The 15872-nt window shown below is 45.2% G+C and carries 16 protein-coding genes; 7 read left to right on the top strand and 9 right to left on the bottom strand.

Annotated features, from left to right (window positions below):
• Window positions 1–72 precede the first annotated feature (72 nt).
• The 4 genes from AC23N5_RS09560 to AC23N5_RS09545 form a co-directional block, all read right to left on the bottom strand.
• Window positions 73–969, bottom strand: a complete 897-nt coding sequence (locus AC23N5_RS09560; RefSeq protein WP_487755385.1) for an EamA family transporter — start codon at window positions 967–969, stop codon at window positions 73–75.
• A 3-nt stretch (window positions 970–972) separates the two neighbouring features.
• Window positions 973–2322, bottom strand: coding sequence for a Gfo/Idh/MocA family protein (locus tag AC23N5_RS09555; RefSeq protein ID WP_183972729.1), 1350 nt, complete (start codon window positions 2320–2322; stop codon window positions 973–975).
• Between the two features lie 48 nt (window positions 2323–2370).
• Complete coding sequence (locus tag AC23N5_RS09550) at window positions 2371–2931, bottom strand: DUF4126 domain-containing protein (protein WP_487755384.1); 561 nt, start codon at window positions 2929–2931, stop codon at window positions 2371–2373.
• A gap of 87 nt (window positions 2932–3018) precedes the next feature.
• On the bottom strand, window positions 3019–3873 hold the full coding sequence (locus tag AC23N5_RS09545) for an SMP-30/gluconolactonase/LRE family protein (RefSeq protein WP_487755383.1): 855 nt from the start codon (window positions 3871–3873) through the stop codon (window positions 3019–3021).
• Between the two features lie 61 nt (window positions 3874–3934).
• Between AC23N5_RS09545 and AC23N5_RS09540 the strand changes: the two genes are divergently transcribed.
• On the top strand, window positions 3935–4555 hold the full coding sequence (locus AC23N5_RS09540) for a 3-keto-disaccharide hydrolase (RefSeq protein WP_183972735.1): 621 nt from the start codon (window positions 3935–3937) through the stop codon (window positions 4553–4555).
• A gap of 83 nt (window positions 4556–4638) precedes the next feature.
• Window positions 4639–5964: a DEAD/DEAH box helicase gene (locus AC23N5_RS09535; RefSeq protein WP_487755382.1), complete on the top strand. Its 1326-nt coding sequence runs from the start codon at window positions 4639–4641 to the stop codon at window positions 5962–5964.
• 70 nt (window positions 5965–6034) lie between these two features.
• On the opposite strand, the gene AC23N5_RS09530 is transcribed toward AC23N5_RS09535, so the two are convergent.
• The 3 genes from AC23N5_RS09530 to AC23N5_RS09520 form a co-directional block, all read right to left on the bottom strand.
• Complete coding sequence (locus tag AC23N5_RS09530) at window positions 6035–7561, bottom strand: Do family serine endopeptidase (RefSeq protein ID WP_487755381.1); 1527 nt, start codon at window positions 7559–7561, stop codon at window positions 6035–6037.
• 116 nt (window positions 7562–7677) lie between these two features.
• Complete coding sequence (locus AC23N5_RS09525; RefSeq protein ID WP_487755380.1) at window positions 7678–8940, bottom strand: sensor histidine kinase; 1263 nt, start codon at window positions 8938–8940, stop codon at window positions 7678–7680.
• Entirely contained in the window at window positions 8937–9611 is a 675-nt protein-coding gene (locus AC23N5_RS09520) for a response regulator transcription factor (RefSeq protein WP_487755379.1), read from the bottom strand. Before AC23N5_RS09520 ends, AC23N5_RS09525 begins: the two co-directional genes overlap by 4 nt.
• Before the next feature lie 617 nt (window positions 9612–10228).
• Here AC23N5_RS09520 and AC23N5_RS09515 point away from each other — a divergent pair.
• Window positions 10229–10822, top strand: a complete 594-nt coding sequence (locus AC23N5_RS09515; RefSeq protein ID WP_487755378.1) for a DUF4136 domain-containing protein — start codon at window positions 10229–10231, stop codon at window positions 10820–10822.
• Window positions 10819–11469 (top strand): hypothetical protein, encoded by a 651-nt coding sequence (locus AC23N5_RS09510; protein ID WP_183972747.1) that lies wholly within the window; start codon window positions 10819–10821, stop codon window positions 11467–11469. Before AC23N5_RS09515 ends, AC23N5_RS09510 begins: the two co-directional genes overlap by 4 nt.
• Before the next feature lie 242 nt (window positions 11470–11711).
• Here AC23N5_RS09510 and AC23N5_RS09505 read toward each other — a convergent pair whose 3' ends face one another.
• Together AC23N5_RS09505 and AC23N5_RS09500 are read right to left on the bottom strand one after the other, a co-directional pair.
• Window positions 11712–12674, bottom strand: coding sequence for a hypothetical protein (locus AC23N5_RS09505; RefSeq protein ID WP_487755377.1), 963 nt, complete (start codon window positions 12672–12674; stop codon window positions 11712–11714).
• Window positions 12675–12767: 93 nt separating this feature from the next.
• On the bottom strand, window positions 12768–13184 hold the full coding sequence (locus AC23N5_RS09500; protein ID WP_028525574.1) for a Fur family transcriptional regulator: 417 nt from the start codon (window positions 13182–13184) through the stop codon (window positions 12768–12770).
• A 100-nt stretch (window positions 13185–13284) separates the two neighbouring features.
• Here AC23N5_RS09500 and mog point away from each other — a divergent pair, with 100 nt between their 5' ends.
• From mog to AC23N5_RS09485, 3 genes are all read left to right on the top strand, one after another.
• The gene (gene mog, locus AC23N5_RS09495; protein ID WP_487755646.1) at window positions 13285–13806 is read left to right on the top strand and encodes a molybdopterin adenylyltransferase; all 522 of its coding nucleotides are present in this window, start codon (window positions 13285–13287) and stop codon (window positions 13804–13806) included.
• 233 nt (window positions 13807–14039) lie between these two features.
• Window positions 14040–14648, top strand: coding sequence for an RNA polymerase sigma factor (locus AC23N5_RS09490; protein ID WP_487755376.1), 609 nt, complete (start codon window positions 14040–14042; stop codon window positions 14646–14648).
• Between the two features lie 79 nt (window positions 14649–14727).
• Complete coding sequence (locus AC23N5_RS09485; RefSeq protein ID WP_487755375.1) at window positions 14728–15819, top strand: FecR family protein; 1092 nt, start codon at window positions 14728–14730, stop codon at window positions 15817–15819.
• Window positions 15820–15872 lie beyond the last annotated feature (53 nt).

Below are 15872 nucleotides of genomic sequence, written 5' to 3'. Positions count from 1 at the left end.
TAAATTGGCTTGCTTGTACGGTCTGACTACCGTCTGACCGATTAGCTAGGTACGGTCTGACTACCGTCTGACCTATTTGAACAAAATAATCAACACAGCACCTAGCACCATGACCGACGCCCCTGCTAGTTTTTTCCACAACTGGGTTTCTTGAAAAAAATGAACGCCAAAAAACACACTTACCAAGGCTGAAATTTGAAACAAAGCTAAGGCGTAACTTACTTGAATGCCTTCAAAGGCAAAGTTGGTCGAAAGTTGCATCAACCCCGTTGAAATAGCTAAGGCTAAGAAATGCCATTTATAAGCTTTAAACGCTTGAAATTGAGCTAAAAGTGGTTCGTTTTTTTGTAGAAAAAGCAACCCAATTAACGAGAAAAAAAAGCCCCCAATACACCATGAAACATACGCCAACGTGGGGTTGGTAGCGATGATGATTTTCTTCAAAAATAAGGCATCCGTGGCGGAAAGAAACAGGGCGAAAAAACGGTAACGTACTTCGGGTTGTTGGAATAATTTCCAGCTCAGTGCATGTGTAGAACCCGATTGACTCAAGACAAAATAGCTTCCCGCGACAATCAATAACATTCCTACAACACCCCAACGATTGGGAATTTCTCCCAATAAAAACAATCCAAAAATTAGGCTGACTAACGACTTGTAGGCATTGACTGGGCCCAAAACTGATAAATCGCCGTGTTGGAGGGATTTGACCAAAAAATAATTGCCTCCTACTGCTAACATGTTAAAAATAAGGGAGTTTTGCCAAAAAGAGTTGGGTAGGTTGGAGGGGGGAGCTGCCAATAAGTAACCGAGACAACCCAAACTGAGAACCCCGTAGGTACAAGTGACAATAAACAAAGGATTGGCTTGGCGCTGGGTTAGGTATTTTTGGAAAACGTTGGATAAAGGGTTTACCAAAATCCTAATCCCAATCGCCAAAGTCGTTGTAGTTAGAATGAGTAAGAGCATTCGCTACGGTAAAAGTTTGAGATTTTTGGCATCCCATTTTACTACTTTTTTCTCAAAATAGCTTTTGTTACAGGCCAACACGGGCGCCGCCGCTCGGAAACCAAACAACGGCCCTTCGATCACTGGTTTATTATCTTTGATGCCTTCAAAAAAGTTAGCAAAGTGGTTTTTATGGGCGTCATCGCCTTGGGGAGCGTCAAATTTTACTTCTTTGACAGGCTCAGGTGTGCGCGAATCGGCGGGGTATTTGGCGTCGTAGGCCGCTAGATATTCTTTTTGTTGGGCGTCCGAAAACGTACCGAAACTTTCGCCATTGCCATAGCCTGGTGCAGCTGGCAATTTACGCTTGGTAAGGGTGAGCGAATCACCGCCAAACGTAATTTCACCTTCGTTGCCAACGATGCGGGTAACGTTTTTGATGGAACCTGCGTTGGCAAAATTAACCCGTAACACCATTTGGAAGGCATCAAATTTGCCTTGCGCGGGGTATTCCATGCTTGCCACCATTACATCAGGTACGTCGCGGCCGTCTTTCCAGTACGAAAGTTGTCCTGAGGAATAGATTCGACTAGGCCCCAACGAACCTGTCACAAAGTGAACGCCCGTAATGAGGTGGACAAACAAATCGCCTGCTACACCCGTGCCGTAGTCGCGGTAGTTGCGCCAGCGAAAAAAGCGAACGGGGTCGAATGCACGTTTGGGGGCGTCGCCTAGAAAGGTTTCCCAATCGATGGTTTTGGGAGAGGCATCGGTTGGAATGGAATATTGCCACGCGCCAATGGCGTTGAAACGGTCGTTGGTGGATTCGATAAAGTTAATGTTTCCAATATCGCCCGCTTCCACCAATCGTTTTGCTTCTTGAAAAGCGGCCCCGCTAATGCGTTGACTACCAACTTGCATGACCTTTCCTGCGGCTTTTGCGGCGGCAATGACAGCCGCTCCTTCTTCGATGTTTTGCACCATCGGTTTCTCGCAGTAAACGTGTTTGCCTTTCTTGAGGGCGGCCATCGAAATGCGGTCGTGCCAGTGGTCGGGTGTCACGATGAGAACCGCATCCACGTCTTTTCGTTCGAGCACTTCGCGGTAGTCGCGGGTGGTAAATACGTGATTACCAAATGTTTCTTTTACGTGGGCGAGCCGTCCATCGTACAAGTCAGCCGCCGCAACTAGCTCACACATATCGGTGCGTAAGGCGGCTTTGGTGTCCTGAAAACCCTGAATCCCCATTCCGATGGTAGCAATTCGGATTTTGTTGTCGTTTAGGCTTTTAATAATATTGAAGTGAGGAACAGCGGCCGTAGAAGCCGATACAATTCCAAGTTGTTTGACGAAGTCGCGACGGTTGGTTTTCATGTTTCTTTTTTTGCAGGCAGAGACGCGTATAAGGCTAAAAGCCTAGATTTAAGTGGTTTTACTTTTTCGAGCTAGTAACTTTTGTAATAACCAAACGATAAATAAAACGACCAATACAAAAGCGACCACGGGCAACCAAAAGGTAAAAAGTGAAAAGCCGATGGCGGTGATATTTTCGACGGTAGAGACGACGGGATTGGCCAGCCCCCCGCTGAATTTGGTGGAAGCCAGTCGGACCAGGCTCGTTCCTGCTTGGATGAAGCCTGCCGTTCCTCCACCCATAATGATTCCTAAGCCCCACTGTAATAATGGGTTGTCAATTTCGATGAAAGAAGTGGTCAATAGCGTGCCTGCGGCTACGGCGGCGGGGGTGGCGATGGTGTCTAGCAAATTATCGACCCAAGGAATGTAATAGCCGCCAATCTCAAGTACGGTTGCACTGGCTAGTACTGCGATGGCCGCCCACGTTCCCATCCATTCAAAGCCTGTATCGACATTGACGAGGCCAAAATGAATGCCCAAGCTGGTGATGAGTAGGGGCACAAACACCCGAAAACCTGAACAAGCCGCTAAGCCGACGCCCAAACAGAGACTGAGGAAAATTTCCATTTTTGGATGTGTTGAACCATATAAGACATATAAGAGCATAGAAGGTTTTCTTATAATCCCTTATATGTCTTATATGGTTCAAAAATACTATTTTATCACGTAAGCAGTCACCGTATTTTTATAAAAGTTAGGGACTAAAACCGTTTTTTTATTCGGAATAAACCCAAAATCAGCCGTATTCACTTGCGGACTTTTGCTGTCGATGAGTTTCCATACTTTACCATCTGGTTTGACGCAATAAATTTCACCGTGCCAGCACGAAATCAAGTAGTTATCACCATGACGAAGAATCCCATCGGCGGTTTTGTTGGTCATGGCCCACGAACTGAATTTTTTGGTGTCATAATCCAATCTCCACAAATTGCCTGTTCCTGCGGAAGCGACAATCAGGTGCTTTTTTTCGGCAAAAACGCCGTTAGGGCCTTGCAAATTGGGGTCATCCAGAAACAATTCTAATTTTTCATCGGCGTATCGGTACAGTTTATGACCCCGCGAATCACTGACAAAAATTTCGCCTTTGGGACTTACGCTAACGTCATTGAGCATCACCGAACCAACGGCCGCGTGACGTTTCAGAATAGCTCCTGAGGTTAAGTCGATTTCGACAAGGTCTTTTAAATCAGCCACAAACAACGATTTTTTTACAATACCCATGCCTTTGGGGTCATTAAGCCCTGTCGTAAATTTGAGGTTTTTGATTTTTCCATCGGTGCTCAAAATCGAGATAAATCCGTCACCGTCGGGGTTATCAACGTTCATTTTGTTGATGTTGGCCACAAACAATTGTTTTCCTTTGGGGTCGTACAAAACCGACTCGGGCGTGCGAAGGAGCGTGTCCGATTTCCAAAGTTCTTGAAGGCTAATGGGGGCATTATCTTGCGCTTTTATTGAAAAAAAGCTACCAATAATGAGGGCGGAGGTAAGAAAAAATGAGGTTTTCACGTTAAAAAAGACTTGTTTTGCAATGACAATTATTTACACGAACCGTTTATCCTTTAAAGCAATGTTTCTCTCAAAACTACGCAATCCATTTCTAATTGCTGCCTGCTCGTTGGCGTTGACAACGGGGGCCATGGCTCAAAAAAAAGAAAATTTATTTAACGGTAAAGACCTCACAGGCTGGAAGGTATATGGTACCGAAAAATGGTACGTTCAAGACGGCGAATTGATCTGTGAAAGTGGTCCTGACAAAGGTTATGGGTACTTAGCAACGACCAAAACCTACAAGAACTTTGAACTTTCGGTCGATTTCAAACAAGGTGCCAACGGCAACAGTGGTGTGTTTATTCGTTCAAATATTCCTGATGGTAGCACTAAAATTAGCGGCTGGCAGGTAGAAGTAGCCCCTCCAAACCACGATACGGGCGGAATTTACGAATCGTACGGCCGTGGTTGGTTGATTCAGATTCCCGATGAGAAAGAAGGCTTTTTGAAATTTGGCGAATGGAATACCCTTAAAATCAGAGCAGAAGGGCCGCGCGTTCGTACGTGGTTGAACGGACACGAAATGGTGGACATCAACGACGAGAAAATTGGCGCTGGAAACGGGTCAATTGCCCTTCAAATTCACGACGGTGGAGGCATCAAAGTGAACTGGAAGAATTTAAAAATTAAGTCGTTGTAATTATTTACCTATCTTTGCGGTATAGTTACCCGATGCGCGTGGGAAGTAGCTACTTTCCACGCTTTTTATTTATACAAGATTACATGACATTTGACTCACTTCAATTAATTGACCCTATTCGCCGCGCACTAACGGCCGAGGGATACGAAACTCCAACCCCGATTCAGGCCGAAGCCATTCCGATTGTTTTAAGCGGAAAAGATTTGCTCGGATGTGCCCAAACGGGAACGGGGAAAACTGCCGCTTTTGCCATTCCAATTCTTCAACTTTTGTCGGAGCGGCAGTTGCATCGAAATTCCAAACAACGTGCCATTAAAGCGCTCATTCTGACGCCAACCCGCGAGTTAGCGATTCAAATCGGGGAAAGTTTGGCCTCTTATGGCCGTTATACGGGTTTGAAACATACCGTTATTTTTGGCGGGGTAAAACAAGCTCGTCAGACGGATGCCCTTCACAACGGTGTGGACATTCTGGTGGCAACGCCTGGGCGCTTGCTGGACTTGATGGCCCAACGTTTTGTAAGCCTTAAATACCTCGAAATCTTTGTGTTGGATGAAGCCGACCGAATGCTCGACATGGGCTTTATTCATGACGTTCGGAAGGTTATTGCCGTGCTGCCTCCGCGCCGTCAATCACTGTTTTTCTCGGCCACGATGCCACCCGAGATTGTCAAATTGGCCGATACTATTTTGCATGAACCCGAAAAAGTAGAAGTGACGCCCGTATCGTCAACGGTCGATTTGATTCAACAGTGGGTGTATTTTGTGGATAAAGAAAACAAAGCCAATTTGTTGATTCATTTGTTGGAAGAAAAGAAAATAGAAAACGCATTGGTGTTTACGCGTACCAAATTTGGCGCCGATAAAGTGATGAAAGTGTTGATGCGACATAACATCAAAGCTGAATCAATCCACGGAAATAAATCACAAAATGCCCGCCAAAATGCGTTGAATAACTTTAAAGCAAAAACTACCCGTGTTTTGGTAGCCACGGACATTGCCGCGCGTGGTATCGACGTGGACGAATTGGCACACGTATTCAATTACGAAATACCGAATATCCCCGAAACCTACGTTCACCGAATTGGACGAACAGGGCGGGCGGGAGCTTCGGGAACGGCTTACTCATTTTGCGAAACGGAAGAACGTAAGTCGTTGAAAGATATTCAAAAATTGATTGATAAGGTTATTCCTGTTGTCGAAGAACATCCGTATCCTCAGAGTCAGAAGCCTGGAAATGAGGTTGCTAAGCCAAAGCCACAGGCCGCAACTCAAAAATCAAACAATTTCCAAAGGTCGAGACCCAAACCGTCGGGCAATGCTCCCGAACAAGGAGGTGCTGCCAAAGCAAAGAGTGGACAACGTCCTTGGTATGCCAAACGTAACGAGGGTAAAAAAGGTCCTCGATAGTCATAAAAGAAACGCACTCGACAAACTGCCGAGTGCGTTTACTTCTCTTAACACAGCCATGAATTTACGTTTAAACGTTAAATCCAAACGTAAAACTGTCGGTGGGCTCGTCGGAATAAATCCCTTCGATTTGAACCCTTGTTCCTTTTTTACCTTCAATGGCGTTTTTGAATTCTTGTACCGAACGAATCACTTTGCCGTTCAACTTGGTGATGATGAATCCCTCTTGTACGCCTGCTCTTGAAAGCTTTCCAGCTTCGATGTTGCCTACTTTGGCACCTCCTTCAATGCCATTTTCTTTCAAAACTGTTTTTTCACGAGGCGACAAGTCGTTGAGCTGAACCCCAAGGTCATTTAAGACAACTTCGGCGGCATCGGGTTTCAACAATTGATTACCACCGTCGCGGTTACGAAGCGTTACGGCTACGTCTTTGACACTGCCGTCGCGGCTAATGGTGAGTTTTGCCGATTCCCCAGGTTGTTTCCGACCAATCAATTCTTGCAATTGAGGTACAGTATTTACGTTGTTACCATCGACTTTCACAATCACGTCCCCAGGTTTTAGACCCGCTTCTTTGGCGGCACTGTTGGGCGAAAACGATTTTACGTACACCCCTTCGGTTTCTTTTACGCCGTATTCGTCGGCTTTTTTGCTGTCCAATTCGTCGAGCATAATGCCCAAGTAACCACGTTGTACGTTGCCGTACTTAATCAAGTCGCCCGCCACTTTTTTGACCAAATTGGAAGGAACGGCAAACGAATACCCTGCATAACTACCCGTTGGGCTCGCGATTGCGGTGTTGATACCTACCAATTCACCTTTGAGGTTAACCAACGCACCACCCGAATTGCCAGGGTTTACGACGGCATCCGTTTGGATAAAGGACTCAAGCGGAGAATCACCTTTACGCGCAGGGCCGCTAAATTCGTTTTGTTGTTTTTGACCAATGATACCCAATCCACGGCCTTTGGCACTAATAATCCCCGTCGTTACAGTCGATTCCAAATTGAATGGATTCCCAACCGCTACCACCCATTCACCAATTTTTGCCGCGTCAGAATTAGCAAAAGTCAATGCCTGCAAGTTTTTGGCAGGAATCTGAATCACCGCCAAGTCGGTCGAAGGGTCGGTGCCAATCACCTTGGCCTTGTACGTGTGTTTGTTGTTCAACACAACTTCCAGTTCCTCAGCGCCTTCAACCACGTGGTTGTTGGTGACGATGTAGCCGTCAGGACTAATAATGACGCCCGAACCAGACGCCTGCTGCTTTTGAGGGCCTTGCTGGCTATTGGGAGCGCGGTCGCCAAAAAACTCGCGGAAAGCTTCGGGAATCTGAAGATTTTGGGCACTTTCTCCCCTCGTTTTGATGGTCGAGGTAATGTGTACGACGGCAGGCATCGAAACGTCGGCGGCGTAGGTAAAATCACCTGGCACGCCAGCGGGGCCTCCTGCGGAAGTGAGCTTGGCCAACGAAGCTAACGGTGCTTCTTTCAATATGACATTTTGATTTGTTTGGTGGAGCAATTCTAAGGCTCCCACTGAAACTCCCCCTGAGATTAACCCTACCAAGGCGAGCTGTTTCCAATGTTGACTCATGGCTTTTCGTTTTTTTTAGGTTGTAAGAATCGTTTGTCAACGCCTTTGTGGCCGATTGATGCAACAAGATTACGGCGCGATTTTGTAGAGATTCTGTAGAAACGAAGGGCCGAGTGTTAAGAAATGTTAAATGAGAGTTGGACGCGGTGCCAACCGTCTTGGAAGTGGTAAGAAATAGGGAAATGGTAGGTATCAGCAATCTGTTTGACAAGCGCCAGCCCTAACCCAACGGAATCGGTTCGGGAAGAACCTTTGCTGAATCTTTCCCAAAGTTGGTCAACGGGAAGGGTAGGTTGGGGGCCTGTATTGGTTAAAATAAGGGTGTTTTGGGTAAGTTCAACCCGAATGCTGCCGTTGGGTTGGTTGTGTTTGAGGGCATTTCCAAGTAGGTTGTTCAACAACACATCCACCAACAATTTATGGATGTTGAGGCGTACATTGGGAGCAATCTGTTGGTGAAGGGTCAAGCCCTTGTCTTGAATGAGGGGTTCCCAGAGGTCGATTTTTTCTGAAAGCAACGAACTCAAATCAAGCTCCACGGAGTCGGTAAATTGACCGTTTTCTATTTTGGTTAACAACAACAAACTGTGGTTCATTTTGGATAAATTGCCCACCGTTTCAATCAGATTACCAATGCGTTCGAGTTGTTCTTCGGTCAGGTTGGGGGCTTGAATGAGTAAGTCTAAATTGGACGCAATGACGGCCAACGGCGTTTGGAGTTCGTGCGAGGCGTTTTCGGTAAACGTTTTAAGGCTTTGGTAATCTTGTCGAAGTTGATTGGTCAATTTCGTCAGATTAGACTGGAGTGTTTGAAATTCAGTGATGCTCGTTCTCCGAAACTTTAAAGGCTCTTTTTGTGCCAATTGGAACGTTTTGAGGGTATCAAGGGTGCGGTAAAATGGTTTCCACAGGCTTCTTGAAAGACGGTAATTGATAAAAAACAGCAGCCCGACTAAGACGAGACTCAATCCCGAAAAGGCGAGCAAAAGGGCTTGTTTAAGCCCTTGAGTTTCGTACAATGCTTTTCGAATGTTGACTTGGTAATAGCCGTTGAGCGTCGCAATCCCAAAACTAAGTTGACGATACGCTAGGTATTCTTTTTGGATGGTACTAAACAAAACGGTGTCACCCATCACCATCGGCACGGGAGGATGCGTGCGAACGGCCCAAAGGCTGTCGGAAATGGAGAACCAGCGTTTGGGCAAAACCCCAATTTCATTGACATACTCTTCCACTTGTTCTTTTTCGTGGAGCAACTGCTCGGAGGCTTCGTTGTCCATGATTTTGTGCAAAAACCAAAAGCAACTCACGCCCCCCACGGCCAAGGCGACAAGGCAAGCAAGTAAAAAAGAGCGAGTGGCTTTGGTGATGAGCGTCATGCGGCAAATTTATAACCTACCCCATACACCGTTTGAATGTAGTCGGGGCAGCCATGTTCGGATAGTTTTTTTCGGAGATTTTTCATGTGCGAATATAAGAAATCAAAGCTATTAGCTTGGTCAATTTCATCGCCGTAAAGATGCTCAGAAATGGCTCCTTTGCTCAGCACGCGGTTGGCATTGGCCACCAGATACATTAATAAATCGTATTCTTTGCGGGTGAGGACAATTTCCGAATCATGTACCCATACTTCTTTAGAATCGGGCACCATGCGAATATCGCCGAATTTGATTTCACGGTTGCCCGCAAACTGCCGCCGTCGCTGGATGGACTTGATGCGGGCGTTCAGTTCGGACAAATGAAAAGGTTTGGTCAAATAATCGTCGGCACCGAGTTCGAGCCCCAAAATTTTATCGTCGAGGGCATTTTTGGCCGAAATGATGATAATTCCCGCCTGTGACTGCGTTTTTTTGAGCAAATCGACCAAATCGAGCCCTGAGCCGCCAGGAAGCATGATGTCAACCAACACGCAGTCGTAGTCATACACGCCAATTTTTTCTTCGGCAGCCTGATAAGTCGAAACCCACTCACACACGTGGCCTTCGCTGGCTAGGTATTCGCGCAATGGATGTGCCAATGATTCTTCGTCTTCAATGATTAAGATTTTCATAATCTCTACCAAATTTTCTTACAAACACATTTACGCATTTTGAGGACGAAGTGTTGTGTAAGCCCGTGTTTAAAGTTTTACCCGCAGATAAGCGCAGATGTAGAGCCGCAGAATACCGCAGAAGAATGGGTTGACAAAGTCTTTTTTTAGCGAAAATCTGCGTTTGTACTATTCAGCGGCATCTGCGGGTAATTAATAATGAACTGAGATAAAAAAGTGATTAAAACTTAAAAAAATACGGTGAAATGCAGTTTTCTACAGATTCTTCGTCTTCAATGATTAAGATTTTCATAATCTCTACCAAATTTTCTTACAAACACATTTACGCATTTTGAGGAGGAAGTGTTGTGTAAGCCTGTGTTTAAAGTTTTACCCGCAGATAAGCGCAGATGTAGAGCCGCAGAATGCCGCAGAAGAATGGGTTGACAAAGTCTTTTTTCAGCGGAAATCTGCGTTTGTACTATTCAGCGGCATCTGCGGGTAATTAATAATGAACTGAGATAAAAAAGTGATTAAAACTTAAAAAAATACGGTGAAATGCAGTTTTCTACAGATTTTCTACAGAATTGTGGTATTGTTTTGGTCATGAAAATAACCCAATTAATAGCTAGAAAACAATGGAAAAGTTCGTAAAAATGGGGTCAGTGGTTTTCGGGATGATTGCCCTGACTGTTTCAGCTGCTTTCGCCCAAGTAAGTGCAGGAATCAACCCCGCTGCTGATTTGGGTAAGTACAAAACCTTTGCTTGGTTACGTCCTGACGTCAAAGCGGGGCCTAATCCGATGTATAATAGCGATTTGCTTTCGGCCACCGTCAAGCAGTCAGTGGGGACGGAGTTGCTCACCCGTGGAATGAAGGAAGACGAAGAGGCACCTGATGCACTCATTCAGTTTCATACTTACACCCAGCAACAACGCCGCACCAATTACTCAGGTGGTTTTTATCCCTACTTCGGTGGATGGGGGCGTTGGGGCGGTTTTTACCCTTACGGCATGATGGGCTGGGGTGGAGGAGGTTATCCTTACCAAACCCAATACACCGAAGGAACGCTTGTCATTGACATTCTGGATGCCAAAACCAAAGAAGTACTTTGGGAAGGGGTGGCCCAGGGCACGTTGAGCGGTAAAATCAACCGCATCCAAAACCAAATCAATTCGAGTGTCCGTAAAATGTTTACCAAGTATTATCCATTAAAACAAACTGTGTCATGAAAACGCTAAAGCACGCTCCGTTTCAAGGGGTACGTCGATTTATCGGCATAGGGGTAGTCGCTTTCGTTACCCTTTTTACCCTCGATTCTTGTTCGCCTAATACCTATACAATCGCTTCGGGTACTACTTACCAAAGCTACGTACCTCCCACTTGGGCTCCTCAAGGCGCTGCGGTCGCGGGTGTTCAGTACTATTATTTGCCCGATTACGGCATGTATTACGACTTGTCGTCTCAATTATTTTGGTACAACAATGCGGGTATTTGGGCTTCATCGGCCTTTTTGCCAAGTATGTATGCTGGGATAAACCTTAATTCGGCCTATATCGTCATGCTTAATCAAGGCATTCGACGTCCTTGGTTAAACAACTCTTTTTACGTGCGTCGTTACCCTGCTGGTTATTACGCTCATCGTTCTGGTTTTTCTCCCGAAAACCGAATTTTGAACATGCCACGTCCTGCTAGTCCTCGTATGTCGGCTGGAAATATAGGGCGCCAAAACTACCGCAACGAATCAGCGCGGACGTATCAAGCACGACCCCAAACTCGTCAGTCGTATCAGTCGTTTTCGGCACCAAGAAGTTATGGCTATGGAGGTGGAGGATTCCGAGGTGGGTTTAGTGGCGGCGGTCGAGGAGGCCGACACTAACAGGTGAAGTCGGTTTTAAACAAGTGAAGTCGGTTTCTCAAAACCGACTTTATTGGGCCAAATCTGACGCGAGAGGTTTCTCAAAACCAATTAAAATGAGGTTTTGAGAAACCTCTTTGTCGGTTTTGAGAAACCTCTTTGTCGGTTTTGAGAAACCGACAGCACAACAGCAAAGACCGATTTAAACGAGGTTTTGAGAAACCTCACTTTCGGTTTTGAGAAACCGAAAGCACGGACAGCACTTAATTTTGAATAATAAGCACGTTGAATTTATTGCCATTGAAAAAATATTCCGACTCCCGGTCGCCAATAAAAAGGGCATCCACACAAGCCGCCGTGTTGGTACAGTCGAGTCGGGCGCTGAACCTACCTACCGTGTAGCGTTCGTTGCTGCTTGGTATCAGGTACCAATAGCCGTTATTGTATTGAACCCCACCGAAGGTTGAGACTTGAGCCGTTACCATCAAGATGGCATTGGCGTTATTGTTGCACATCGGGTGGTCGATTCTGATGGCGTAACATTTACCCCCAGCGGCCGTAATCAAGGAAGGTGAACCCGAAAATGGGAGTGCGGAATAGGTATTGACTCCTGAGGTTGCCGTTACTACAAACGCCGCAGGGTTGCTCCCCGAAAAACGAATGCTTCCACCCACATCCAATGTTGCTTGGGGCGAGGGCTGATTGACTCCTACTTTTCCATCATTGGCAATGCTTAGCCGTTCTTGCATGTTGAAAACGCCCCCTGAAAACGAATAGCCCGTAGAAAAAGCCATGCGGGCTGCCGAATTTGACGTGCCGATGGTAGAGATAATTCCAGTAGTGTAGTTACTGCCTCCAAATACAATAGAATTGGTTAAACCCGTGCTTAACGCGTTGAGGTGTTGAAGGGATAGGATATTGGAGAAATTATGACGTATCGTAAGCTTTGAGGTAGGCGATTCGGTGCCTACGCCCAAGTTGCCCGTATTGGCATTGAAGAGGTTTGTTCCCGAATTGACCCAGCCTGGCGTTGGGCTACCTGAATTACCAACTGGTACATAAACCGACCCGTTCCAGAACCGAAGTTCTTTAGCCGAATTATCATAATACAATCGGCCTTCTTGGGGATTGCCATTTGTATTGGGCGTCAGGGTAATGGACTGAGCATTCAGAGAAAGCACATTCAAAAAAAGAAGTGCTGCGGTTAGCATGGATAACTGTTTCATTGTCGTATAGAAATTTGAAGTGAGGGTATTCTTTACGACAAAAATTGCTGCTAATGCTCAGAAAATCAACTTGTTTTAGTTAACGGTAAAAAGTTACTTATTACAAATCGAACAAGTACCTTGAATCAATAAATTTACTTCTTTGGATTTGAAACCTGCGGGTAGGGCCAGAGACGGTACGTGAATGTCTTCCAAACAAGTGGTTTTACCGCACATTTGGCATTTAAAATGAACGTGGTCGTGGTGGTGATTGTGCTCTTGGCAAGCATCTTTGCACAAAGCGTAGCGAAGGCCGTCTTCGTCCAACACTTTATGAATAATGCCTTTATCTACGAACGTTTTTAGGGTACGGTAAATGGTAACGCGGTCGTAGCGGTCTTTTAAGCCATTTTCCAAATCTCCGTGCGAAAGCGCAGAAGCGCGGTTTTGTAAAATTTCTAAAATATCTTCACGGCAGCTTGTATGGCGTAATTCGTGTAATCGCAGTGTATCTTTGGCGAAAGTATTCATGACCTTGTTATTTTTGCCCAAATTTATCAAGTTAGCTTCGGATTTACCGAACTGAACGGGCTTTCTTTTTAAACGGTTGCTATAAACAAACTGTTCCATGATGATTAAAATAGGCATTATTAACGTCTCCGACCGCGCCAGTGCGGGTGTATATGAAGACATTCCAGGGAAGGCGATTGTGTCAACGCTCAACGAATACCTAACCAGTGCTTGGGAACCCGTGTATCGGGTCATTCCCGACGAGCAACATTTGATTAGCCAAGCCCTTGTCGAAATGGCCGACAAAGAAGGTTGCTGTTTGGTGGTTACGTGCGGCGGAACGGGCCCCGCGCCCCGCGATGTGACTCCCGAAGCTACCGAGGCCGTTTGCCATAAAATGATGCCTGGCTTTGGGGAATTGATGCGGCAGGTGAGTTTGCAGTACGTGCCCACGGCCATTTTATCCCGCCAAACGGCAGGGATTCGGGGCAAAACGCTGATTGTCAATTTGCCAGGAAAACCTTCGGCGATTCGTCAATGTTTAGATGCTGTTTTTCCTGCTATTCCGTATTGCATTGACTTGATTGGTGGGCCATTTTTGGAAGCCAACGAAGCCGTCATAAAGGTGTTTCGGCCCAAATAGCCTTTCCAAGGTTGAAACGGAAACTATCAGATTAAACGCATTAAGAAGTAGCTCCTCTGGAGCAATCAATAGCCACTCCAAATTTTAATGCGTTTAACCTGACTAGAAATTAAAATATAATAATATATAGCCTTTGTTTAATAAAATATATTAAATAAAATCGTGCTAGATTGTTTTTTGATATTGAAAAGATGCTACATTTGCTGATAAAAGTACCAAAAGGATAATTACAGGTGCCTCTTCCTCAAAAAAATACCGAAATCATAAGCGATTTGAAGCTTTGGAATCAGTTGATTGCTGACGACAAAGCCGCCTTTTCTGCGCTGTTTGAGAAGTATTTGAACCCTTTGGTAAATTATGGAAAGACTTTAATGCCTTCGCACGAGAAAGTCAAAGATTGTGTTCAGGATGTGTTTGTGGATATTTGGCTGTATCGGCATTCACTCAGTGATGAGGTGGTGGTAAAAGCCTATTTATTTTCGAGTGTGCGCAAACGCATCGCGCGGTTGTACGAACGAGACCGCATTTTTCGGCAAACGACCCCATTGGAAGACCTTGAGTTTTCGCTCAAGTTTTCGATTGAACATTCCATGATTAACGATGAAACGTTGGATTTGGAAGTTCGCCAGCTCAATCAACTTCTCAATACGTTGCCACCTCGCCAAAAAGAAACTTTATACCTTCGATACCACCAAGGTTTATCGCTGGAGCAAATTGCGGAGGTATTAGAAATCAATCATCAATCAGTCAAAAACCTGCTTCATCGCGCTATTTTACATCTTCGGAAGGAGTGGAAAGGCTCGATTTCTCTGCTCCTAATCGGTGCTTACCTTGCTTTGTGAAATTTTTTCAAAAAAAAATCTAAACAAGTGAGTACTCTTTAAACCTTCTGTCCTCTCTGCATTTGAAATTAATTTTCAGATGCAACCACGCGATTTATACACCAAAGTTGAAGACTTTCTTTCCGACGAATCTTTCCAGCGATGGGTCAGGTTCAAGGAAAACCATACACATTGGGAAGAATGGACCTTGGAAAGTCCTGAAAGGGCCAAATTAGTTGCCGAAGCCAGGGTATGGGTTTTGTCAATGAAAATAGAAGAAACGGAGCTTTCGGCCCAAGAAATCCAGCGAAGCTTGCAGGATACTTGGGACGCAATACAGACGCAACAAGTTCAGAAGCCAATTTGGAGAATGGGTTGGTTTCGAGTAGCTGCGGCGGTGTTGCTTGTTGGGACAGCAGCAATGACTTATTTTTTGGTACAAAAAAATCCAACTCAGGCTGTCATTACCTATAAAGACTTGGTGGAGAAAGATACCGAAGGGTTGATAGAACAAACCAATAATTCCAATAAGCCGCAACTTATTACCCTTGCTGACGCCAGTTCGGTCTTATTACAGCCCAAAAGTAAACTTAGCTATCCCAAAGAGTTTAGTGGCAACGAACGGAAAGTTTACCTTTCGGGAGAGGGCTTTTTTGAAATCAGCAAGAACCCCAATAAGCCATTTTATGTATATGCCAACGAAGTCGTGACGAAAGTTTATGGGACGAGTTTTCGGGTAATCGCTTATCCTTCCCAGCCCAACGTAGAAGTGGTCGTGCGTACGGGAAAAGTAAAAGTGATGCCCAACGAAGAAATACAAACGGATACCAAAGAAGGAATCATGCTTTTGCCCAATCAGGCGGCAAGATTTGTACGAAACAACCTTTTGTTTGAAAAAATCTTGGACATTACCCAAGACAAACCGCTTATTGCCTCAACCAATACCATTGAACAATTGAGCTTTGAGTTTCGTGATATACCTGTACACCAGATATTTACGACCATTGAACAGGCCTATTTGGTGAAGATAGAATACCCAAAAGAGAAATTGAAAGATTGCTACATGACGACCTCCCTCAGTGATGAACCCCTTCCCGAAAAGCTAAAAATTATTTGTGAAAGCTTAGGAAGTGATACGCGCTACGAAATGAATGGAAATCAGGTAACAATTATTTCATCTGGATGTAACTAACCACCCCTAAACCCTTGTCTATGCACTAAAAAAAGTAGCAAAAAAAAGCGTCG

This window comes from Runella sp. R5_40 (genome assembly GCF_057652295.1).
This window is presented reverse-complemented; position numbering and strand designations above follow the sequence as displayed.